Annotated in this window: 14 protein-coding genes and 5 pseudogenes; 4 read left to right on the plus strand and 15 right to left on the minus strand. The window is 59.0% G+C overall.

The annotated features are described in order from the left end of the window. Nucleotides 1-47 precede the first annotated feature (47 nt). Nucleotides 48-1063 (minus strand): annotated as a pseudogene (locus tag AC5WJ1_RS30280) (IS110 family RNA-guided transposase). Nucleotides 1064-1161: 98 nt separating this feature from the next. Here AC5WJ1_RS30280 and AC5WJ1_RS30285 point away from each other — a divergent pair. Then, nucleotides 1162-1356, plus strand: a pseudogene (locus tag AC5WJ1_RS30285) (IS110 family transposase); the annotation flags it as partial. Nucleotides 1357-1627: 271 nt separating this feature from the next. On the opposite strand, the gene AC5WJ1_RS30290 reads toward AC5WJ1_RS30285, so the two are convergent. From AC5WJ1_RS30290 to AC5WJ1_RS30310, 5 genes and pseudogenes are all read right to left on the minus strand, one after another. After that, nucleotides 1628-3484, minus strand: a complete 1857-nt coding sequence (locus AC5WJ1_RS30290) for a sensor histidine kinase (protein WP_494477144.1) — start codon at nt 3482-3484, stop codon at nt 1628-1630. Nucleotides 3485-3840: 356 nt separating this feature from the next. After that, nucleotides 3841-4056: pseudogene (locus tag AC5WJ1_RS30295) on the minus strand (DDE-type integrase/transposase/recombinase); the annotation flags it as partial. A 7-nt stretch (nt 4057-4063) separates the two neighbouring features. Beyond that, nucleotides 4064-4875 (minus strand): IS5 family transposase gene (locus AC5WJ1_RS30300; protein ID WP_494477145.1). Its coding sequence is split into 2 segments (ribosomal slippage): nt 4064-4524 and nt 4524-4875, totalling 813 coding nucleotides; the frame shifts between segments, so codons are not numbered across the junction. 249 nt (nt 4876-5124) lie between these two features. Continuing rightward, on the minus strand, nt 5125-5316 hold the full coding sequence (locus AC5WJ1_RS30305) for a hypothetical protein (protein ID WP_494477146.1): 192 nt from the start codon (nt 5314-5316) through the stop codon (nt 5125-5127). Between the two features lie 1057 nt (nt 5317-6373). Next, nucleotides 6374-6604, minus strand: a pseudogene (locus tag AC5WJ1_RS30310) (adenylate/guanylate cyclase domain-containing protein); the annotation flags it as partial. 165 nt (nt 6605-6769) lie between these two features. On the opposite strand from AC5WJ1_RS30310, the gene AC5WJ1_RS30315 reads away from it, so the two are divergent. Further along, a complete protein-coding gene (locus AC5WJ1_RS30315) occupies nt 6770-8323 on the plus strand; it encodes a phage integrase family protein (RefSeq protein ID WP_494477147.1) in 1554 nt (517 codons plus the stop codon). Nucleotides 8324-9578: 1255 nt separating this feature from the next. Next, a pseudogene (locus AC5WJ1_RS30320) lies at nt 9579-10530 on the plus strand (RNA-guided endonuclease InsQ/TnpB family protein). Between the two features lie 264 nt (nt 10531-10794). Here the strand turns inward: AC5WJ1_RS30320 and AC5WJ1_RS30325 are convergent. Together AC5WJ1_RS30325 and AC5WJ1_RS30330 are read right to left on the minus strand one after the other, a co-directional pair. Beyond that, a complete protein-coding gene (locus AC5WJ1_RS30325) occupies nt 10795-11781 on the minus strand; it encodes a ParB/RepB/Spo0J family partition protein (RefSeq protein ID WP_494477148.1) in 987 nt (328 codons plus the stop codon). Continuing rightward, on the minus strand, nt 11782-12978 hold the full coding sequence (locus AC5WJ1_RS30330) for a ParA family protein (RefSeq protein ID WP_494477149.1): 1197 nt from the start codon (nt 12976-12978) through the stop codon (nt 11782-11784). A 1352-nt stretch (nt 12979-14330) separates the two neighbouring features. Here AC5WJ1_RS30330 and AC5WJ1_RS30335 point away from each other — a divergent pair. Further along, a complete protein-coding gene (locus AC5WJ1_RS30335) occupies nt 14331-15698 on the plus strand; it encodes a replication initiation protein (protein WP_494477150.1) in 1368 nt (455 codons plus the stop codon). Between the two features lie 98 nt (nt 15699-15796). Here the strand turns inward: AC5WJ1_RS30335 and AC5WJ1_RS30340 are convergent, their stop codons facing one another. From AC5WJ1_RS30340 to AC5WJ1_RS30370, 7 genes are all read right to left on the minus strand, one after another. Further along, the gene (locus tag AC5WJ1_RS30340; RefSeq protein ID WP_494477151.1) at nt 15797-17041 is read right to left on the minus strand and encodes a helix-turn-helix domain-containing protein; all 1245 of its coding nucleotides are present in this window, start codon (nt 17039-17041) and stop codon (nt 15797-15799) included. 429 nt (nt 17042-17470) lie between these two features. Then, complete coding sequence (locus tag AC5WJ1_RS30345) at nt 17471-19192, minus strand: ATP-dependent helicase (RefSeq protein ID WP_494477152.1); 1722 nt, start codon at nt 19190-19192, stop codon at nt 17471-17473. A 190-nt stretch (nt 19193-19382) separates the two neighbouring features. Next, a protein-coding gene (locus AC5WJ1_RS30350; RefSeq protein ID WP_494477153.1) for an IS630 family transposase occupies nt 19383-20371 on the minus strand; the annotation gives its coding sequence in 2 pieces (ribosomal slippage) (nt 19383-19921 and nt 19921-20371; 990 coding nt in all). Nucleotides 20372-20487: 116 nt separating this feature from the next. Beyond that, entirely contained in the window at nt 20488-21339 is an 852-nt protein-coding gene (locus AC5WJ1_RS30355; protein WP_494477154.1) for an ATPase, read from the minus strand. A 54-nt stretch (nt 21340-21393) separates the two neighbouring features. After that, the gene (locus AC5WJ1_RS30360) at nt 21394-22011 is read right to left on the minus strand and encodes an IncC plasmid conjugative DNA transfer DtrJ family protein (protein WP_494477155.1); all 618 of its coding nucleotides are present in this window, start codon (nt 22009-22011) and stop codon (nt 21394-21396) included. Nucleotide 22012: 1 nt separating this feature from the next. Then, the gene (locus AC5WJ1_RS30365; RefSeq protein ID WP_492344664.1) at nt 22013-22309 is read right to left on the minus strand and encodes a hypothetical protein; all 297 of its coding nucleotides are present in this window, start codon (nt 22307-22309) and stop codon (nt 22013-22015) included. Continuing rightward, complete coding sequence (locus AC5WJ1_RS30370; RefSeq protein WP_439672793.1) at nt 22284-22790, minus strand: hypothetical protein; 507 nt, start codon at nt 22788-22790, stop codon at nt 22284-22286. The genes AC5WJ1_RS30365 and AC5WJ1_RS30370 overlap by 26 nt, the downstream gene beginning before the upstream one ends. Nucleotides 22791-22796: the final 6 nt, after the last annotated feature.

Raw genomic sequence — 22796 nt, forward strand, 5'->3', positions numbered from 1 at the left:
GCTTTTCACCAGTCGCAATACCGGGCTCGTTCCCCTTGCACCGCCTTTTAGCCAAAGCAGCGGGTTACGTCAAATGGCTTGTGCTCCCGAAGCATGTGATAGCAGGCGCGCGCCAGCTTGTGCGCCAGCGCCTTGATCGCGACAATCCCGTTACGTGCACGTTTCTTGCGCTCGTAAAAGCGCCTGGCTTCCGGGCACGAGCGCATGGCGAAGTTCGCCGCCTCGACAAATGCCCACGCCAGATACTTGTTGCCGTTCTTTGTATTGCCTTCGCCTTTCTTCCTGCTATTGCTTTCGCGCCGGCTGTCCACACAGCGGCAGTACGAACTGAAATCACCAACCTCGGTGAAACGCGAGATGGTTCCGGTTTCCAGCATGATCGTGGTTGCCAGAACCGGACCAATGCCGGGCACCGACTTCAGCAACACGTAGTCGGGTTGCAGTTTCACCCGCTCCATGAGTCGATTCTCGAGGATTTCGATCTGCTCCTGCAAGGTTTGCATCACCGCCAGATTGGCCTGCATCGCGAGTGCCACATCCGGTGCAAAGCCGAATTCGCTGACCTGTGTCTGATCCAGACGCTTGACCCGTTCACCCCGCATCTGCCCACCAGTGTGGCGTGAGAACAGGTTCTCGATCGCGAGGATCTGGGCCGTTCGACACTGCACCAGTTGCATGCGCTTGCGCGAGAGATCGCGCACCGGACGTTCTTCTGCTGGATAAAGGTAGCCTTCTGGCAATAGCCCCAGACGCAGCAGTTGTGCGAGATGGGCAGCATCCGCGAAGTCCCCACTATATTTCACCCCTCGTACTGCTTGATCGCTGCGGGGTTCGCCAGATGCACTTGGTAGCCATCTTTTATCAGGCCATCAACCAGCCAGTACCAATTAAACGTGGCTTCGATTACCACCCCCACCAGCTCGTCACGATGCGGCGCCAGGGCCGTCCGGATCTGGACCGGATCGTTTGGTAACCGCCGCTGGTAGATAACCCGGTCAGCTTCATCGCTGACCACAACCACACTGTTGTTCGAGTGCAGGTCGATTCCACTAAACTTGTTCATGCCGGCCTCCTGTGCGTCACGTCAGTTCGCAACTCGACTCTACGCCAGCCGTTCGACCCGAACGGAGGGGAGGCCGGCTATATGATTATCAGAGCCCCCATTTGCGAACCTTACTGATGCACGGCACCCGAGCCGTGATCACGCGTGGCATACGATCGCCGTGGCTTGACAGCCTGCTTCAGCGACGTCCATTCAACGTTGTAGTGGCGGCCATGGCGAACAAGCTTGCCCGCACGATATGGGCTGTCCTACACCGAGGAACCAGATACCAACAGGCGAGCACGGCAGCGTAGTCGCTCGTCTGCATGAGGCTACACCTCACTGAACCCTTTCACCAACGAGCGCAAGCAAAACTGCATGATGGCAAACAGGTTGGACCGGGGCGAGGAAAGCCTGATAAGAGTGTTGAACTTCCAAGTTCGATTGTTAGCTAAGGCCCTCGCCAGCGAAATCCATATGGGCCAGCAGGCCAACCGGCCTGCGCAAACAGGCCGGACATAAGCGTGCTGCCTACCAACATGCAAAACCGGCTTGCGATCCGGGAGGCGTCCACATAAGCCGCTCTTAGTCGGCTACAGGCGAACCTGCAGCCGGCAAGGTCACCACGAACGTCGTGCCGTCCTCCGGCGTGCTCGTCACCGACACGTTGCCGCCATGCCGCAGGACTGCCGTGCGCACAAACGCCAGCCCCAGTCCAACACCGGAACCAGCGTATGGGCCAGGTTCCTGAATACGCTGAAATGGCTGAAACAGTCTGGGAATGAGGTTCGCCGGGATCCCGGCGCCAAAGTCCGTCACAGATACCTTCCAGCAGGCGTCTTGGCGCGCCAAGTCCACGTGTACTTCGCCGAGTTCGTGACTAAATTTGATAGCGTTGTTGATCAAGTTGCCGATTGCCCGAAGCAGCAACCAGTAGTTGCCACGCACCCAGGCGCCCTTCTCGGCTTCACAGTGTACGATCCGGACTCGGCGCTGATTCATGAAAGCCCAGGCATCATCGATGGCTTCGACAATGATCTCGCGTAAATCGACCTCCTGCGTGTCCCAGGTCTTGGATTCAGCCTGTGTCAGTGCCAGATAGTTGTCGACCAGCGCCAGCGCCCGCCTGGTTTGACGCAGGATACGCTCACGCATTGTCACCTCGTCGTTGGGCCCTGCCGCGTCTCTCCGGGATTCAATGAGCGCGATGATCGAGGTCAGCGGCGCCCGCATGTCATGTGAAATGAAGCTCAGCGCCTGCTCGCGCTGGTCCAGCAGAAGCAGGTTCTCCGCATTGGCGGCTTGCAACAATTGCGGGCCTTGCTGCAGATTCGCGATGTCGTCCTTCTGACGGGCAAAGCCTGGCATTCCTCGCGCTTCGGACATAATTGCCTTGGAGACTGCCACGACAGGCTGGATCACCTTGCGCTTGAATGTCAGCATGAGCATGAGGATGGCCGCCAACAACAGCGTACAGAAGAGGATGGCAGTCGCCAGGTAAAAGCGCGCTTGTTCCAGGGCCTCGTCTATCTGCGTACCAGCGTGCGCCAGTTCGGCATCGCGCAGATCGAGGATGGGCTGCATGGTCGGCACGTAGCGCGCCGCAAAGTCCGCCGCTGAGAGGCCGTAGGGTTCCATCCTCCGGCTGGCGTCGCGGATCTGCCTGACCAAATCCATGCCCAAGCCAAAGTACAGCGCATCGATCTTGCGCAGGCCTGCTTTCCGAGTCACGTCGCTGTTGCCGATCCTGGTGGCCACCAGTTCCGCCAGCTCTTCGATGCGCCCGACATCCCTGTCGGCGGCGGCTTCCTGCTCGCCGGATAGCGGCTGTCCGAGCGTGAGCGCCGGTGTGAATCTGGAGCCCAGGCGTCCGGCGTATTCCCTGAACTCAGTGAGCAGGCGGGCAGCCACGAACTGGTTGGCCGAAGTGGGCATCGCGTGGACGAGATCGGCCTGCACGCTCGAGATTGCCGGCTGCAGTATATCCACGGCGGCAAACATGCTGGCCACCGCATGCACAACGAACTGCGGGCTGCGCCTGGACCGTGGAAACTGCGCAACTGCATCGATACGGCCGCGCGCCACTCTCAACTGGACAATGACCGCTTGCACCACGGCGCGTTCCGTCGCTTTGCTTTCGGGCTGCAGGCGGGCAAGCAGCGCAGCCAGCGCTGCATCGGTCTGCTGCCGCGCGCGGCCCAGCGCCGCGTCGATGTGGGCCGGCACGGGCAGGTCTGCCCCAAGCAGACCATTGGCCGGGCCTCGCTCCCACGACACCTTTTCCGCGGCAATGAGCGCAAGCCGATAGGTGACCAGATCCTCGGCTGCGGCGGACACCTGTTCATATGTGTGCCCTCTCGACAGCGGTATGCTGACGGCGGCGCCGACGGCAATCGCGATCACGGCCAAGGTCAGCAGCCAGAAAAATCGATTGATCTTCATGGCGCGCCCCAATTCATCACGAACGAGCCCCCCTTCTTGGCACTACATTCGCGTTGAGGCTGTACTGCACGCGCCTCAATATGAGTCGACCAACCCTCAGACGCTTTCATAAGCTGCACGGCCCCCCTTATTTTTCATACTAAACGGCGCAGCGCCAAACAAGCCAATTTCCGTCGATTTCAAATCCCCATCATTTCTATCTCCACGACGGGGCATAGCCAGGCAAGCTGGCAAGATCATCAATCTCATAGCAGTCAGTCGCCAGAACCATTTCACTACCAACTGCCAAGCCGCAAGAGATGGCTCTGTCGCAATAAGCGAGCGAGGGCGGAACGAGGCCTGGGGGCGCTGTTGCCTTATGCAGCCAGGGAATAGAACTGCTGCGCAGCCGACGGACTGCTCCCTTCGTGGCACTGCATTTGGCCTTTGGCGATCATATGCATGAGCTCAATGCTGCCCAGCAAGATGCGGGCGCAGCGGAAGTCCTTGAAGCCAAGCATTGGTCGAGTCTGGCGCTTGATGGCCCGATGGTCCTGCTCCACGATGTTGTTCAGATATTTGACCTGTCGAACGGAGGGCCTAACCAAATGACTTCCTGAGGTGACGCCAGCAGATGATGCAACAGGCGATTTTCAGGAAGGCTTCGTGGATGGTGGCGAGACGCTCGAAGCGCACGCGCAATCTCTTGAAGTTGTGCAGCCAAGCAATTGTTCGTTCTACAACCCAACGGGTTTTGCCAAGACCACTGCCATGCGGTTCACCGCGACGGGCGATCTCGGTGGCGATGCCGGCGGCGTGAAGGGGCTTGCGATACTTGTCGTGGTCGTACCCGCGATCACCCTGGACGATGCAGGGCTTGGATAATGGACGGCCGCGTTTGCCGCGGATAGGCGGAATCGCCTCCACCAGCGGCAGCAGTTGGGTGACGTCGTTGCGATTGGCGCCGGTCAGTATCAGCGCCTGGGGAATGCCTTGAGCCTCCGTCAGGAGGTGATGCTTTGAACCGGGTCGCGCGCGATCGGTGGGGTTGGGTCCTGTTTTTGACCCGACCCCACAGCACGAATGGAAGAGGAATCGACGATGACACGTGACCAATCGATGCGGTCGGCCACACGCAGCTTGGCCAACAGCACCTCGTGCAGGCGATCCCAAACACCGGCCTTCTGCCAGGCGTGCAGTCGTCGCCAGCAACTCATCCCGGAGCCGCAGCCCATTTCCTTGGGCAGCATCTCCCAAGGAATGCCGGACTGCAGGACGAAAAGAATGCCGGTGAGCACGGCCCGATCGTCCAGCGGCTTGCGCCCGGGATAGCGCGCGCGCCGAGCTTTCGGTGGCGGCAGTAGTGGCTGAATGAGTGCCCACAGTTCGTCGTCGAGTATTAGTTTGGCCATGTCCTTTGCGCTGACGAAACAACGCAAAGGTTAACAAAGATCACTTGAAGTTAACAGCCCTGTAGATTCATTTTGTTAGGGCTTCTTAAGCAAAAAAACCCGGCTTGCGCCGGGTCAGAAGGGAACGTAGGAGACACGGGGGTGAATCTCCTACTTTAATAATAATATGCGTGACGTTGCATCAAAAATCTCAAAAATTATGAACTGTGTCCAGAGCGTGCAGGCCATCGCATGAAATGTGACGGAAATCTAAACGTCGTTCCAGCCAAGCAATTGAACCAGATAGCAGTCGTTAGCGCAGGCCAGCATGCGGCGGTTCTTCAAGCCGGCTTTGATGGTGCGATCCTGTCGTAGCAGGTTCATGGCAATGCGCCTGAGGATGGCGAAGTTGTGCGCTGCATTCTGGACACGCACTCGGCACTGATCTTCGTCGAAGGCCACGGATCTTCGAGGCTCCGGCCGCCGCGGTCGCCGCCGCGACGGCTGGCGCACCACCCCCAAGCAGCGCTAGTGATCACAGAGTGCCTGTGGGCATGAAGCGTGGAACCTTTTGTGCGCCTTCGCCGTTGGCCCTATCGTGCGCCACCGGCTGGCGAGTTTGGGGACTTGAGCGAGCAGGTAATGCTACATGCCTCGATCAGCCCGCCGAATCGGGAATTCTCCGCGACCCACATGTGGATCGCAGACCATGCAGCGGCCACCGCGTTGCTCCAGGTGTGGGCAAACGCGGACAAGGCTGTCCAGGAGTTGCTCCTTGGCCACGGGAATGCGCTAACCATGTCGAAATTGCGAGTTGCCCACTTCGTCCGTGGTGGAGTGCAAAGCGACGTTGTGACATCACCCGCTTTGTCGAACCGGTTATTGATTGCGGCGAGGCGTGGGGGATCATGTCGAGGACCAGCAAAGCGGCGCGCCTTTTCGGCGTCGCTCGTCGTCGCCACCGTCGCAGGCGAGCTATCGTTGCGCAATGGCATAGCCAAGGCCCCGGATTGACGTGCTCACGAGAGAGGGGCTGGACAGTCGCAACCGCCTTCACCCCCGCCAACGCCGATATTCGCAAGCGACGCCTGCTCGGCCAGCAGGATGCCGGCGCGATGTTCTGGATTTACCGGGAAACGGGCGGGGCGTTGGTGGCGCGTCTATGCGACGGACGCGTACAGGCGATAGGCGAGACGCCGCGGACAGCCATCAAGGCGCTGCGACTGGCCCTTCTTCGATTGAGGTTCCTTGCCCCTCCCTATTAGAGCCACAAATTTAGGTGAAAGTAGATACAACTTCAGGTATGCAAGCGGTGGTCTTACACACATTAGGCGATTAACTGAACGGCTGACCCAGGCTGGCGGAATTAGTGGACCCTACGGCCCAAAACGCGTTGCCTACGAGCAACAGTGGTAGACGTCACAACGGAGCAGAAATCGGCTATGGATCAATCAGTTAGATGGAGGTGATTGCTAGCGAATATGCCGGTTACCGCTGGCGGAAATAGCGATCGGCAACAATGGACGCCAACCCGGATCTGTAGCGGGATGCCCTGCTCCAGCCGGATCTTGTCGCTATGGCCGCGCATGGCCTGCTGCATGCGCAGCGCCGCAAACAGCGCCCGCAGCGTATGGTCCTCGTGGGCGATCGGTGCGCCGAACAAGGCGAGGATTCCGTCGCCGAGGGATTTGGCCACGTATCCCTCATAGTGATGCACCGCTTCCATCATCAGCGCCACGACCGGATTGAGCCGATGCTGCCCTGAACAAACTAGGACGGGCCGCGCTACGTCAGCCGAATAGGCGTAGCGTCCGACACAAAAATAATTTACACTGCGCTTTAGTCAGCATTTCAGCCCGGTTCCAGATGGCTTCTGCTGAATATTGTTATAGCTCAAGCACTTAGCGCTGCTTCCATGGCTCAGGATCCCAGTACGCACGCCGTCACCAAACTCACCCGCACCGAATTTGCCGTGGTCCGTGCCTATGCGCAGGGCATGCGGCCGGTGGACATCGCCAACCGCTACTTGCTGGACCCCGATGACGACGAGCACCTGAGCGAGGCCCAGGCGATCCAGCGCATCCTGGCCTTGCGCGACCGGCTGGTGCAGTTCGCCCTGCAGCATGGCCAGCCCGAGATCGCCGGCATGTTCGAAGCGCTGCGCGCGCGCTCAGAGGTTGGCATGTCCCGGCGGGTAGACGCCGTGTCGGCGCTCGAGCGGCTTGGGCAAGGCTACCCGCAGCCCCAGCACGAGGTGTCGCTCTGGTTCAAGCCGAGCCTGGCACGCCGGCTGGTGGCGGCCAATATCCGGCGGATTGAGGACCTGACGTCCTTGGCGAACCGGCGCGGCAGCAGCTGGTGGCGCACGGTGCCACGCATCGGCGCGCAGTCGGCCGAGGTCATCACGCACTGGCTGGTGCGCCAGCGCTCGGCCATGGGCGCCGCAGCGGTCAATGCCTATGTGCTGCCGCCTGCCGCCCACGCCCGCCGCGATGCGCTGGTGCCCTTGGCCTTGGCCCCCGGTATGCCGTATCCAGTACCACTCGAGCATATGCTGGCGCCGGCCCTAAATACCGCGGCAGGGCCGGCGCTTGCCGCCGATCTGGCGTTTGTACGCGCCTGGCTGCAGGACCGGGCGCCACATACCCGCAACAGCTATCGGCGCGAGGCCGAGCGGCTGCTGTTGTGGAATGCAGCGCACAAGAAGGGGCTGCAGGCGTTGGAGGCCTGCGATCTTGAGGCTTATGAGGAATTTTTAGCGGACCCTCAGCCGGCGGCGTTCTGGCGCGGCCCGAGCGGGGCGCGCGACAGAATGCACTGGCGGCCATTCGAAGGCCCGCTGAGACCCAGTTCGGTAGCGGCCGCCTTGCGGGTGGTTCGGGCGCTGCTACGCGCAATGGTTAAGGCCGGGCACCTGGCGAGTGCCCCACTCATCCCAAGGCAAACGGCGGCCGCTGCGGCCACGGCGCAGAGCGCCCCGTCCGTTCAACCCGACGTGGAGGCCTTCCTGGCGTGGTTGGGGGAAGCACGGCACGGTCCGCGACATCGTGCTGCGCTGGTTGCAGCCCAACTAATGCGCAGCGCAGGCTTGCCACTGAGCGAGCTGGCGCTGCTGCGCTGCGCCAGCTTGCAGTCCAGCGCCGGCGGCGCTGTATTGCAACGCCAAGGTTCGCGCCGGCAGGTGGTGACCCTTGATACGGCCGTCCAGCGAGCCTTACAGGCACATTGGGCCGACCGCGGCTGGCCAAATGTGATGCCGCCGGCGCAGGCGGCGCTGTTAGCCCCAACGGCGCAGCCTGCCACCACTCACGGACGCAACAAACGGCTCGCGGGCGTGGCGGCCGGCTATTCCGCCAGCGGCCTGGATCAACTACTGCGTACTCTGTGGCGGCGCTTCTGCGATCAGTGCGGGCGGCCATCGGATGGCTTTGCCCCCGGACAGCTTCGCACCCGCGCCAGCCAGGCCTGAGCTGCTAACGCCGGGATGCCAACGCCAACCGACCTTAGCGTTGCGCGAAGCGGGGGGCGTTCCTCCCTCTCGCTCGGCCGGGACCTTGAGGGAAGGCCCTAGAGTTCGACACCACGGTTTCCTTAGAGAAGCCGCCCAATCGCGCTGATAATCGCCCTCGGCGCCAATCCGGGTTCTGCTTCGTCCTCAGCAGTAGTGGAGACTCTCCGACCACTACCTAGTGAACGGACGGCTGCAATTCCAAGCCCCTCCCGAAGTGTCTTTTCTTCGCTTTCGCGCATTCAGCTCCGCAGCCCTTCCTCATCCGAATGCGGCTTCGCCGAGTATGGCGAGAGAGCCAATGTCACCAATAGTCGCCGAACGTCAAGCCTGCGCCAAGGGCAAAGTCACCGAGATTGTACGAACGTCAGTTTTGCCTGCGACCATCGATAAGTTGGCCTTGTAGCCTGCCCTCGTTGCCCATTCTCGCTGTGGTTAGGTCACCAAATTGTATGCAGCGCAGTAGGCATCCCCTCGTAAGGTCACCAAATTTGTTGCGTTCCTATTCTCCCCAACAGGCAAAGTCACCGTCAATTGTCCGTTAGCGGCAGCGTCCGGCGCTAAACACGCCGCGCACAGGTCTTACGGGAAGCCTTGCAACTAGGATTCGTACAATCTTTGTGACCTTTCTGTTGGCCCTTGCGCCATTGTGTCGAGGGATCCCACGAAGGTATGTGTCTAATCGGCGAGACGAAGCCGGGGGCATGCACGCTCTGTGTGACGTGAGGCAACTCATTTAGAGGTGTGGCTGCGGGTGGCATAGTCCGATTCCGCAGCTTGCGCCATGTCCGGCACTCGCGTTCGTGCTGTCGTTTTGCAGTGCCTGCCCTACAAGGGTTCCCTGTGAGCGACCTCCATCGACGCCCATAATGCGCTCGCCTGAGGTATCGACGGGACGAGCTCAGCTGCGTTCCAAGTCAGAGCGCGGCCCCCCAAGACCCGCCTTTGTCGGGTGATGCTGCTTCGGACCTTTGAGCATCGTGTTCCGAGTCGGAACACGATGCCTTCCAGCGGACTTACTCGGAAGCGTTAAACATGGGGCTGGCTTCCAGTGCACCCGGAGACTTCGTTGACCGCATCGGTGCAGTCGTTCGCATCCGTTGGGATCGTGTGCTTGATCGGTAGGCGCGTCAAACCTCGCCCTTCAGGGCGTGGAAGGATAGCGCGGACGCCGTAGGCGTCCTTGACAACGCGTGAATGCTGATACGATCTATTCATGCAATTGCTGCAGGCCTTCAAATACGAACTGATACCATCCGGCGACCAGCAGCGCGACATGCGTCGCTTTTCCGGCTCGTGCCGGTTCGTCTTTAACAAGGCGCTGGCGTTGCAGAAGGAAAACTTCGGGGCGGGCGGCAAGTTCATCGGCTATGTCGCCATGGCAAAGCACCTGACGGGATGGCGCAACGGGCGGGAGACACCGTGGCTCAAGGACTCTCCAATTCATCCGCTTCAGCAGGCGCTCCGCTCAAGAACCTGGAGCGAGCCTACAAGAACTTCTTCACCAAACGGGCCGCGTCCCCGCGCTTCAAGAAAAAGGGGCAAGGCGACAGCTTCCGCTACCCGGACCCAAAGCAGATCAAGCTGGATCAGGCGAACAGTCGTATCTTCCTGCCGAAGCTTGGATGGCTGCGCTATCGCAACAGCCGTAAGGTGCGCAACGCCACAGTATCCATGAGCGCTGGCAAGTGGTTCGTCTCGATCCAGACGCAACGAGAGGTCGAGCAGCCCGTGCCTCAGACCACCAGCGCCATCGGCATCGATGTCGGCATGGCCCGCTTCGCCACATTCAGCGACGGGAGCTTGCAGGTGAGCAACATGTCTAGGTCGGCAGCGGGGAGCACCGAGAAGCCGGGTAAGAACGTTCGGGCCAAGTCCAGCCTGAACAAAGCGATTCTCGATCAAAGCTGGTTCGAATTCCGCCGCCAGTTGGAATACAAGCTGGCGAGTCGGACGTGTCCGGCATGCGGTTACGTGAGCGCGGACAACAGGGTTACGCAAGCTCGGTTCGCCTGCATCGAATGCGGTTTCGAGGAAACGCCGACGTGGTTGGCGCGATCAATGTTTTGGCGCGGGGCCACCGCGTTGCGGCCTGTGGAGAGTCGGTGCAGCTGGGCCGCTCTGCGAAGCAGGAACCCGCCGAAGTGACTGCGCAGTTCATCGCGTAGCGCCGAAGGAATCCCATTCCTTTTCGCCGAAAGGCGGCGGGCGAAGGTCGAGGGGACGGGAGGATGTCAAGACGTCGTGTTCCGACTCGGAACACGATCGCACGGGCTGTCGACGGATCCACTTGCACCGTTCGCGCCGACAAACTCCGCTTCTGACAGGGCCACGCGGAATTCAGACCATGTCAGTATAAGAACGACACTCGTGTTCCGACTCGGAACACAAACCCCCCATGAGGGGTTCGAATAGTCTGGAAACGACAACTGTTAGCGTTGCGGTCCTCCGTCAAAAAGTTCGTTGATAACCGTCCGTATCCGCTCCTCTTGAGCGGCAGTCAGGACAGCACTCTTGAGCTTTACGGTAAAGCTCACGGAGTCCTTGGTAATGCTGCCGGCTTGAGTCTTACCGGCATAGACCTTATGAATGTCACGCTGGGAAGTTACGGGCGTCGCTTCGCGACGGAGTAGCGAAGCCTCCAGCAGCTTGGCGAACTTCGACTGCTCAAGGCTACCGTCTACAAGTTGCTTCCACACCTCGCGAGCCACCGCCACAGCTGGCTCCCCATGCTTCTTGAGCACGGCGTAGGTGTCACTTGCCGCAGTACCACTGAAAAGCGAAGGGTTCTTCTCCAGATCTACACGGATGAATTCAGGTAGATTGTCGAAGGCAAAATAGCGATAGAGTGTGCTCCGGCTCATCCCCATGGATTCAGCCATCCGCTTCCTGTCTGGAAATTCCTTCTCGACACGGCGCATCGCCTTGCCAATTTCGTAGTCGGTGAGGTCTTCTCGGCTGACATTCTCGGCCAAAGCGAGGACGGCCATATCTGCATCTGACGCATCCGTGATGAGCGCCTTGATTTCTTGCAGACCCAGCACCTGGTGAGCGCGCCAACGACGCTCGCCGGCAATCAGTTCGAAATAGGATTCTTCGTTGTCCGGCGTGACTCGTCGAACGAGAATGGGCTGCATTAGGCCCAGTTCCTTAATGCTCTCCGCAAGCTCAGTGAGACTGCTCTCATCAAACTTTATCCGCGGCTGCCAGGGATTCGGCCGAATCTTCTCGACCGGAACGGTGCTTGCAGCCCCTTGGGACTCCAATTCTTGAATCCGAAGCTGTGCCGCACTCAAGGCCGCCATCATCCCTGGTGCAGTCTTCGGACGGTCTGCAACTTGGGGGGCGATCTCCACTTTGATTTCATTAGCAGGAGTCAAATTTGCGGTTTGCTCCAGCATGCGCTTGCGCATATTCATTTAAGCGTCCTCCCACTTTCCGGCGTAAAACTCATCCACCCAACGGCAATATTCGTCGAAAGGAATCCGCACACGCTGGAATGTCTTGTTGCTTCCCTCGAACTTACTAATGTCGAAGACCGTCGCAAGTGCGAGAGCTCCATTACTCATTACGGAGCTCGCCGGCACCTCAATTGGGCTCATCCAATCGCCATAGGCGCGTTGTACCCAGGAGCGAACTATCGGAGCCGAAGACGCTACGCCATAGTCAACCTTCGAAAGCAGGATGCTCACAAAGTCGTAGGTTTTGTTTCCTTCGATGTTCTTGAAACTGTCCGCCATGTCGGAGAACAGACTCCAGAACGATACCGAGCTAATGAAGTCGAGACTTTCCGGCACCAAAGGCATCACCATGGCGTCCGCAGCCATCAGGCCGTTGATCGTCAGGTAGGATAGCGAAGGCGCCGAATCCAACACGATATAGTCGTATTTTTTTCGAAGAGGCTCCAAGCCCTTACGTAGCAGCGTCCAAAAGCGATAATTCGCCGACTTGCTTGCCATAGCCGGGATATGAAACTCGGCGGAGAACAAAGATGGATGCGCAGGGATGACATCAATCCCGTCCCAATACGTCTCCTGAATGACGCTCTCAAGCGTAAAGTCTTCTGGGCTGTAGATGTACGGCAGAACGGTGCTTTCCTCGACAATCATCTTCTCGGCATACAGGCCGCACAATTCGGTCAGCGATGCCTGAGGGTCCAAGTCAACCAGCAGCACCTTCCGACCGCGCAAACTCAATCCCTGCGCCAGGCACATACTCGAAGTCGTCTTGCAGCTACCACCCTTGAAATTGGCAGAAATCAGAACGCGGCCATCCGCTTCGCCTTTTCTTAGCAGTGGGGACGGCTTCACCTGTGAAGCTTGTTGAACCCACTTCCGAGTCTCACCAAGCGTAAATTGGCGTACGCGCCCATGAAGCTCACCCGCCGGAAGTGTGCTCCCGTCTTTCGTTGCCAGATAATGAAGCCGTGCGCGGTCGATGCCGCACATTTCGGCCACCTGGGTGGAGGTGAACGTGGGCGGACTTTTCCGAGGGCGAGGTGCCAGGATATGTTCGCGAAGTTCCTCAGTGAGTTTTTGAAGCTTCTTCGAAAAGTCACTCATTGAACCAATCGTGACAGTCCGGTCAATCTCGGTTAATTCGCTCTTCACCACCATATTCAACGTTCCATGTGAAATTCACGATAAAACGTAGAATACGCGACCATCGGGGAAACTTCACGTATTTGTACGCACTTTTGGCGAAAAAGTGACGCCTGGAGGGGCTCTATGTGCGCGGTACGCTGTATCTGATGAGACCTGGCCCCGCCCAGAGCGTAATTCGCGTTGGAGGAAAATATTGCCTTAAGCCGTCCCCTCCATAAAGACCGGCACGCGGGAGACATCGAACGGCGCACCACGGGCCGGTGAATCGATGGCTAATAGGCAAAGTCACCACCAATTGTACGAATTCACTGTTTTGTGGTTCTGTAGATCGGTATCGGGCCCACAGCGGAGTTCTTTCCTAACCGGCAAAGTCACCAAAATTGTACGCATCACCGTGCGGTAAAGGTCACCACATTCCTCCGGGCGTTGCTCTCCCTTAGAACAACTGATGAAGACCGGCGACATCGGGCACTCCGGGACTACTTATCATCGGCAACTGGCAAAAAAGGGCCGGCACCTGTTGACAACTCCCTAGGTGACTGCGGCGCAATGTTCCATCAGCCAGTAACCAGTGCAAGTTCGTACAATTCTGGTGACCTTGCCCCGACAGCTAGACGCTCAGATCGTACAAATCTTGTGACCTTGGCTCCCACTCCAGTAACCGGACAGACAATTCTGATGACCTTGTTGCCCGTGCAAGGGTCAATCGAGCGGTCTCGCAGCCTGTTGTTGCTGCAATTACGGACAATTTTAGTGACCTTGCCCCATCAGCGCTTCCGTATCAAGCCCTTGCCCGCAGACATACAATTCCTGTGACCATGCGTCGTGCAAACCGCTCGCACATCCGTGTTGCGCTTGGCTTAGGCCCGATTCGAACAATTCTTGTGACCTTAAGGACAATTTCGGTGACCTTGACAGAGCCAAGAGCCCATCGACCTGAGAGGCCCGGCCAAATCCGGTGTCCTTACGACCACATCTAGTAACCTTGCCAGACAAAATCGTCGACCTTTTGAATAAGAAAAGTGACCTTTCCAAACTAAGTCGTTGATTTTATGGCGAAGCCTGCTGCCTCTAGTAAGTGGTGTTCCGTTTACTAAAAAAACAAACTACCCACCCCACGCTCCCATAGACACCACGCAAAGCGCGGCACGTCGAACAACCCCACCGCCGGACCAAGTACCCGGGCCCAGGAAACCTCACCACAATTGCCCCGAACCGCGACGGAGCCAAATTCCTCTTGCTCACCAAACTCGCCCACATCATCGCTATGACGCAAACCAGACGACAGGAAGGCAAAGTCACAAGAAATGTTTTGACTTTTCGACCTTTCCCCGGCAACCTCCTGCCCGAAGGAGGGAAGTGGTATGGAAAGCGCATCGCAACAATTAGCCTTGGCATTGTTCGAGGACTTCGCTCCTCGAGGCCAGAGCGTCACGGAAGCGCCCAAGGATTTGGGGTTCCGTCGCAGCAATGCCTTCGTCAAAATCATCGACCTCAGCCTGGCAGGCCGTCGTCTCATCGATGTTGCCTACTTTCTTGTAGCTGAAGACCAAGAGGTCCGTCGCGAATACCGGGTCGACGTCGGATTGTTCAAGTGGCTTCTGGCCACAACCAGCAACAACCGACGCCACCTTAGCAAGCTTGTTCGCGAAGCTCAGAAAGCAGCCATCGAGCTTAACGAGATCGACGTCGAAGATCCTTCCAAAGATCGCTGGGGTGCAGTGCCCCTAATGGGCTCAGCATTCATCGAAAAAGGGGAGTTCATTTTCGAGCTTCCTGAACGGCTACAGCGCGCCATCAAGAACCCAAAATCTTCCCACTTTCTTAGCCTGCGCTACGTATTCAAGTCAGTGCACTCTAAGGTTCTGTACGACCGACTACAACAATTCATGGTTGAGGGCATCACGCCTTGGTTCGAAGTTCAAGCCCTACGAGCTTGGCTAGAGTGTGAGAAGAAGACCTACGACCTCTTCAAGCACTTCCGAAGTAAAGTCCTTGAGGTAGCCATCTCGGAAATTCGCCAAGTGACCGGACTCCACATTGAGATGCTTACACTTAATGTGCCCGGTTCAAAGAAAATCGGCCAAGTCCGATTCCGATTGAACGCTACCGAGCAGCCCAACGAGCAAAAGACCGCGTTCATCGTGCTTCGCAACGTCTATGAAACGTTGCGCAAAGAGTTCGCACTCAACCAGTCCGAGTTCAACGAGATTATTACCAACCGCGACCTGTACAACGACGAGCGAATCCACCAGGCCATGGAGTACACCCGGCACAACGTGAAAGTTGGCAAGGTGAAGGTGCGAGCAGGTGGTTATTTCATGAAGGCCCTTCGCGAGGGCTACTTGCTTGGGGAACTCGACCGGCAGATTCATCATCAGTCGGCCATTGCGGAATCAACACGTAAGGCCGCTGACCAGGAGATGGCTGAGCGCGAGGCCCGCGTGAAGGCCGCTGGCGCGGAGCGCGACCAACGAGAAGCTGATCTCGGTTGGGAGGCCTACAACAAGCTGTCCACTGAGCAGCAATCGGACATGATCTCCGAATTTTGTCAGTCTCAGGCTGCCAGGCTTCTCGCGCGAAGACTTAACGTGGCGACCCTGAACGTCAATGAGCACATCAATGACCCTACTGTTCGAAGTATGTTTGGAGGCTTCGTCGCCAGTCGAGTGCACAAGGCGGCGAAGGCCGCCAAGCGAGTAGGTGGACCGGCCTCAGCAAGTCTGATCTGAGCACACCAGCGCTACTTCACCACAACTCAACGCCTGCTACCGCCCCGCGGGGCGGTATGCTTACAATCGCCGCGCCTTGTGGTGCAGGGGCGCAATACTCAGGACAGGACGCCGTGCAGGGTGCAGGCAGCGGACTCATTATCCGCCACCGAGACAACACCGACCGCGTTGGAGGCAGGTCTGCCATCGAGGATGCTGCGAAGTTGCCCAATAGCTGCTTGTGCCACTGCCGGCGATGACCTTGCCGCTGAAGGGGGCTCGACGAGGGCAAGCGTGAGCCCACGCGCTGCTTTGTCCATCTCGATAAGCCAGGCCCGCGCCTGGCCATGGCCTAATGAACTTCGGCGGCCGCTGGCCTCGGTGATTACGATCGAGGCCGAGTCCACCTCATAGATGCGCCCGTCGGGCGCTGGCACCCGTCTACCGCGGTACCGCTCAACGAGTTGGATAATCTCCTGCCGGTCCTGATCGGCACGAGCGTCGGCTGCGTGTCTCTCATCTTCTTGGACCTTTCGAGTCCGGACCACATGCCCATAATCAATGGACTTTCCGAGGAGCGACTTGAGGTAGGCGAACAGTTCCCGCCCCCGCAGCGCCCCGAGAGCATGGCCGGCCGCCGAGACGACGTCCGACAGTCGCTGGCCAGCTTCCCTCGCAAGTCGCATCAGCAAGAAGAGGGCGGACGTCTTCAGCTCTTGATCACGCACGAGAGGCGCCAGATCAATGGGCACTGCCCGATCGGCAATCTGCACAAAGGCTCCCCGCTCGGGATGTTTCTTCGTAGAAGACTGCTGGTGATTGTTTACGCCACTCACCTGTGCGAGAGATGTAGCGCTGGACTGGGGCTCATCGTGACCAGTCGGAGGGTCAGCGGCCCAAAGCTGCACGCCAGTAACCCCAATGCAATGGAGCAACTTTGCGGTGAACCGGATACGGCCAACGACCTCGAGTTGCGCTCTGGTGCGCTGCTGCCGTTCACGCTCAATAAGCCCGGCATCTTCGAGTGCTCCGAGCGCCCGATAGACAGTGGCCTCGCTAATCGCAAGGTGCTGTGCAATCGTTGACTTCTTGATGAAGGCGAGCGCAGTGGGATCCTTCTGGTTCAGTGCGAAGCGGATGAGCGTGGCGAGAACTTGGCGACTAGTGATGTGCAAAGCCCGGAGCCCATCGGACTCGTAGACCAATGCGATCGCTCTGAGTATCCGAGCAGGCAGCCGCCCTGCATCGCACGTGGCTGACTTGGATTGCCGGCGATCGATAACAATCGAGGCTGCAGCATGCGACGCACTGCCGCATGCTGTTGTTCTTTGGGCAATAGGAAGCCCCTCGAAGCCAAAATTCATCTTCTATCATCATGCTAATTTGTGGAGGGGGCATTGACAGCGAAGGGCGAGGCTTCGTAGACTCGAACTGTGGTAGAGGTCCGGTCAAGTGGGTTGAGAAGCCTGTCACCCTTGGGTCTATGCGGATGAAAAGCCTGGAGCGCCAACTCCAGGCTTTTTTTGTTGGGGCGTGCCTACGGGCTCAACGACAACTCCTTCAAATTGCAAATGATCGCGCTACCTCCAGAGGGGGCCGCGCGAGTAATATTGGGAGCCTGCAGGGGCCGCAGACATCGGCCACTCGGTCGGCGGGTTCCATTGGCCGTGCGTCAAAATTCGCCGGCGGTGTAATGCGGGGTAACGTGCAGTGCCTTCTTGTTTTCGACATCGGCCGCTGCAATTCCTAATCTGGTCGAGCAGTCTCTACTCGACCTCAGGACGCGTACCGAGTCACCCGAGCTCGGCTTCAAGGATGAACCTGGAAGTCGGGTTCCTCTTGGTCATGGATACCCGCAGATCCCGCCGGGCACGAGTCACTGCTACATAGAAGAGGCGGCGCTCCTCAGCCTCGGTGCTCTTCTCGTCGGGGACGACCGTCTCTTCCGCCCTGATAATCCAGACGCGGTCCCATTCGAGGCCTTTTGAGCTGTGCATCGTCGTCAGCACCAGCGCATCCGGCGCCGGCTTGTTGTTGTCTCGCCGCAGAAACTCCAAACGATCCGAGAAGGGACCGTTCAACCGCGACAGCACGTCATATGTGGTGGTGATGGCGCGGCGGGCCTGATCTGCACCTGCTTGCTGCAACATCCACTCGTGCACGCCCTCCAAAACTAACGAGTAGAACTGCCGGTCGCAGAGCGCGCGCCATTCAGCCAAACGCTTCATTAGCTCCCGATACTTGCCGGCCGAATTCTCGGAGAGACCCAACTCGACCAGGTCCTTCCTCTGATGCTGCTCGCCGGTCGCCTTGCCACTGTTGTGGAGTAATTGCAGTTCATGCGTTCCGACACCCACGAACGAGAGCAATGCGTCGATCCCGGTCTTCCTAGTCTTCTGGACGAGTTCCAGAAGGTTGCACATCATGGCACCCTCAGGGCGGCTGAGAATAGATTTTCCCGACGCCCGGTAGTATTTGATGCCGTGAGAGCGACAAACCGCCTCGACCGGATCAAGGATGCGATTCGTCCGGGCCAATATCGCCGCCGACTGACTTTTTGAGAGCGCAGGTGCGAGGTGTTCCATTGCGGCGACTGCCTCGGCGTACTCGTCCGGGAACCGCTGGAATGCTACTTCGCCGCCTGGGCCCTTGTGAGCAACGAGGACTTTCGGAATCCGGTCGCGGTTGTGGCGGATGATCTTGTCGGCAGCACCGAGAATCTCGGCATGACAGCGATAGTTTTTTCCCAGCACCACAGGTTGCGCGTCAAACTGCCGAATGAAGGACTCCATGCCGCGGAAGCCGAGGGCTGATCGAAAGCCGTAGATGCTTTGATCGTCGTCGCCTACGACCGTAATAATCGAGCCCGCCTGAGCATGGAGCGCGATCCACTGGTATTGCAGCGGATCGGTGTCCTGAAATTCGTCAACGAGCAGATAGGTGAGGGGGTAAGGAGCGATCGTGCCAAGTTGCATGCCTTCGACCGCCAGGCGCAGCATGTCCTGAAAATCGATCTTCCCATTCCGCTCCAGCGAATCCTGATAGGCGCGGTACAGGACCTCCTCGGTTGTCCCTGCCTGGACTTGGCCAAAGTTTGTCTTGATGGCCTCGATGGCGGTGATAGCGTCCTCAACCTTCCAGTCCAATCCTGTGTCAGCAAGCGCCTGAGTGAGCAACCCAATGCGATCGCCATCGGTGGCGATATCACGCTTTCCCTCGACGCCGCTGCTGAGCTGCTTGTAGGCGAGTGAATGGAATGTGCCGGCCATCAGCCTCTTCTTGGCGACACTGCCCGCAAGTGACCCAATGCGGTCGCGCAACTCAACGGCGGCATCCTTGCTGAAGGTGACGGCACCGACCCTCGCGTTGGGCGCTGAGAGCAGCATCGCGGCCTTTGCCGCGATGGTCGCCGTCTTTCCGGCGCCCGGGACAGCGATTGCAACGCAATGGGCACGGCAGTCAACGACTTCGCGTTGCGACAGGTTGAGCTTATCAAGGGTCTCTGCAAGAGACATGATGTTTGACCGGAAATAATGGACTTGGACTACTTCAAGCCTGACTCGATGTGGCACACGCCGTGATAGCAAATGTCACTTGCATACATCTAATGTCAGAATGTGCCATGAAGAGTCACGAGGTGACAGGACGCGGCACACAGCTAAACGAGAGACCCTGACATTATTGAGACTTGCATAAATGCTGACATCACCACAACTCGGCCTGCTTCCAACACGCGGCAATGATGTTGGCGCGTTGCTGTGCGCTGCGCAGCCGATTGCGGGCGGTCGTTTTGAGTTCGGCGAGCGAGTGTGGGCAGAAGTTGGCCAGGGCATGGCGCTTGAGCCAAGCCCAGAGATACTCCACTGGATTCAGGTCCGGGCTGTAGGGCGGGACAAAGGCCATCTGCACTGCACCACCAGTGCTATCGAGGTAGTCGCGCACGATGCGACTCTTGTGCTGCGCGGCGCCGTCCCAGATGATCATCAGGCGGCGCTTGAGGTGCGCGCGCAGTGCCTTGAGGAACTCCACGATCTGCGCACTCTTGATCGCGCCGTCGTAAAGGCGGAACAGGCAGTTGTGATAACTCATTCCCGCGATGGCCGAGACATGTTTCCAGTTGAAATGAAACTGGATGACTGGCGTTTGACCTTTCGGAGCCCATGTCCGCACGCGCGTGGGGCGCTCCGAGAGCCCAGACTCGTCAATGAAGACGATCAGTCGTTGCTCCCGCTTACACTTTTTTTGAGCGCTGGCCAGGTCTTGCGCTTCCACGCCAGGACGGCGTCCTCGTCGCGTTCGATAGCGCGTCGATCTGGGCGTTGGGGCGAGAAGCCGAGCGAATCCAGAATGCGCCAGACATGGGCCTCGTTGTATGACACCCCGAAGCGTTGCTCGATGAGTAGACGCACCCGTTTGAGCGTCCACAGTTCGGTGCCAAAGCCATGCTCGGTGGGGCGCTGCAGCAAGGCACGACACAGCTGCTCGCGCTGGGCATCGTCGAGCAACGACGGCCGTCCACGGGCCATGGTGCGCAGCGCATCGATGCCGCCTTCGTCCAGCCGCGCCTTCCACGTGTACACCGTCTGCCGTGCCACGCCCACCGCAGCCGCAACCTCCGCGACCGGCTTGTTCGCTAACAGCATCCGTCCAGCGCGAACCCGCTTTCTGGTCGCTTCGTCCATCTTCCCAGCCATGCAATCGACTCCCCATCAACGCCTTGATCAGATAACGCGTCAGACTCGAATCGGTTGTCATGATTTATACAAGTCTCAATAGGTGCGACATACTCACAGCAAGTGACACCAATCCGTCAGATACCGCGCACAGTTGTCATCAGCTTCAGATGAGTGGTGTAGCTCCGCAGGCCCAGCGGCTGGAACTTGCGCAGGAAGCGAGTTACTTCGTCGTTGACGTCGCCCTGGTCACGGATTCCGTTCCAGACCATAAAGTCGAACTGATCCATGGCCTGGTCGAACTTAATGAGAACCTGCAGTGCTCGCACGGAGAAGCGGGAGTACGCTTGGACCTCGAGAGCAAGGGATGGGCGCTGGATCGTTGGCACGAACACGATCTCGCATCTTGCTCGCATCTCCTGTTCCCGTTGCTCGCGGTAGGCTTTCGCCACACGCAGCTGTTCGTCCACATAGTCCTCGATCTTCGAGAGCTCGCGTTCGAGGTAGTTCTCGAGCGCCGACAGTTCGGTACGCGAGAACGTGGTTGCGCCAAAACGTTGCAGGTTCAGCGACATGCGGTTCATGTACGGCCACCATTGTTCGAAGAGCGGGCGCAGGCGCGTGTGATTGAGCTTGAGCGCCACAGGAACAACTGCCGCGCCGGCGAGCTCGCGATTGAGGATCAGCAGACCGAGTTCACGACGACGGCGAACGATCGCCTTGCGGTCCTCGGGCGCGAGGTCACGGAACAGCTTGCGAGTGCGTTCCACTTGGGCCTTGCGCTCCTCATGGTCCGCTGTCGAGATCAGACCCTCGTTGCGCAGCGCATCGGCGGACTGCTCCATCTCCGCGAGCTCTGTCTCGACATCGCCGGAGCTATCAATCGAGCCAAGCGTGGTAGGCGGTTCAGCGAGCAGTGCAACGGTATCGTCGGTCGGACCAACTTCCTGGAGCGGCTCATCTGCAGGGGTCAGATCGGTCGTGGTCATGATTTCTCCTTTGGGAGGCCGGACACCCGGCCTTGTTAGTCGCTGCGGAGTCGGCTACTTGCCGACGTGGAATGACGCTGCAAGGCGCCAGCAGAGCAAGCCGACCAGGCAGACCCCGAAGGTCCACCAGGTCGCCAGCATGGGAAGAGGTAAGAGCAGGGCGGACGCGCCGAAGCCAAAGCAGAGCATCAAGCCGTGTGCCGCCACATGGAAGGACACCGGATTGGCAAAGCCGGCGCCCGCGGCGCGGATCTTCCGCGACACGGTTCCATCATTGAACAGGGCAAGGAACAGAACGATTGCGCCAACGAGCCAATAATGGCCGACCGCTGCACGATACAGTGCGCGGTAGATGGTTAGCCAGAAGTGCTGCATCCAACTTCTACCGAAGTCAGACGCGCCGCCATCGGCAAATCCGGTCTGGGCGTCGGAGCCGGAGAACGACAACTTGACGACGCCGCTTTCGATGAACCATTGGTCAAAGCGGGCGTTGGCCAGTGTCACGGCGACGTCGGCCTTTTCCCGGCCGAGCACGCGCTCAACCGAGGCCTGTTCCGTCTCACTGATTTCGAAGGCGCTTTCGTCCTGGATGAACGGAGCGAGCGTGCAGATCATCAGCGGCGAAAAGATCAGCCACAGGCGGACGTGCGACGCGAATCGGCTATTTGCCATGTCAGCTCCATCGCAGGGCGAGCAATACCGGTAGGCTCAGGAAAGCGACCAACGCGCCCCAGAAGACAGCCGGCTTCACCACGGAGATCTTGATGAGCGCAAAGCACGCTGCCGCCGCTCCAGTGGTGAAGGCTAGCGGCATTGCCGGCGCGCCCGGAGGCGGAGCCGTCAGCCACTCATGCATGTGCAGGGCAAGCGCCGGGTCGACACCGCAAAGCTTGGCAGCCATGCGCGCCGGAGCCTGCTTGAGGCGGATCGCAAGGCGGCGTGCGTCATTGTGCAAAGTTGCCAGCGACATCGTAGTTCTCGAAGTAGCGGGTAAAGGTGTAACCCGTCAGCACGCGGGCGGCGAGCTGAAACGCAGCGCAGCGTTGGGTGATTGCGCCTGGCGCCGGCTCGTCGACGACCCGGCAGACATAGCCTTCGGGCTGGCGCTGCTCGAACGCCGGAATGGACTCGTGAAACGGATACCAGACATTGTATTTCTCGCCTTTGAATGCCGCGTACCGCTTGCCATAGAGTTCATGCGCGCGGGAGAACAGGCCCTTCATGAACGCCACATTAGGGTCGCCATGCTTGCGCGCGGCACGCCAGGCGGTGATGCCGTCGGCCAGCATTTCCTTGACGAGGGGCTCCTCGCGGACGCGGAAATTGACACCGATGTAGTCGACCACACGCGTGCAAATGTCATCGAGGTCCGGCGAAAGGGAGAACACCGGCGAAAGCTTCGCCGAGAGCTTGTAATCCTTGACGATTTGACGGAACAGGCTGCTGCGCATTGGTGT

This window comes from Cupriavidus sp. MEYA8 (assembly GCF_059278825.1).

What these genes read in the sequence shown, in the direction of transcription:
- AC5WJ1_RS30330 (WP_494477149.1), bottom strand. Translation starts at nt 12,978, where the DNA reads ATGGTGGTGAAGAGCGAATTAACCGAGATTGACCGGACTGTCACGATT.
- AC5WJ1_RS30335 (WP_494477150.1), top strand. Translation starts at nt 14,331, where the DNA reads ATGGAAAGCGCATCGCAACAATTAGCCTTGGCATTGTTCGAGGACTTC.
- AC5WJ1_RS30360 (WP_494477155.1), bottom strand. Translation starts at nt 22,011, where the DNA reads ATGGCAAATAGCCGATTCGCGTCGCACGTCCGCCTGTGGCTGATCTTT.
- AC5WJ1_RS30290 (WP_494477144.1), bottom strand. Translation starts at nt 3,484, where the DNA reads ATGAAGATCAATCGATTTTTCTGGCTGCTGACCTTGGCCGTGATCGCG.
- AC5WJ1_RS30365 (WP_492344664.1), bottom strand. Translation starts at nt 22,309, where the DNA reads ATGTCGCTGGCAACTTTGCACAATGACGCACGCCGCCTTGCGATCCGC.
- AC5WJ1_RS30370 (WP_439672793.1), bottom strand. Translation starts at nt 22,790, where the DNA reads ATGCGCAGCAGCCTGTTCCGTCAAATCGTCAAGGATTACAAGCTCTCG.
- AC5WJ1_RS30340 (WP_494477151.1), bottom strand. Translation starts at nt 17,041, where the DNA reads ATGAATTTTGGCTTCGAGGGGCTTCCTATTGCCCAAAGAACAACAGCA.
- AC5WJ1_RS30325 (WP_494477148.1), bottom strand. Translation starts at nt 11,781, where the DNA reads ATGAATATGCGCAAGCGCATGCTGGAGCAAACCGCAAATTTGACTCCT.
- AC5WJ1_RS30345 (WP_494477152.1), bottom strand. Translation starts at nt 19,192, where the DNA reads ATGTCTCTTGCAGAGACCCTTGATAAGCTCAACCTGTCGCAACGCGAA.
- AC5WJ1_RS30355 (WP_494477154.1), bottom strand. Translation starts at nt 21,339, where the DNA reads ATGACCACGACCGATCTGACCCCTGCAGATGAGCCGCTCCAGGAAGTT.
- AC5WJ1_RS30315 (WP_494477147.1), top strand. Translation starts at nt 6,770, where the DNA reads ATGGCTCAGGATCCCAGTACGCACGCCGTCACCAAACTCACCCGCACC.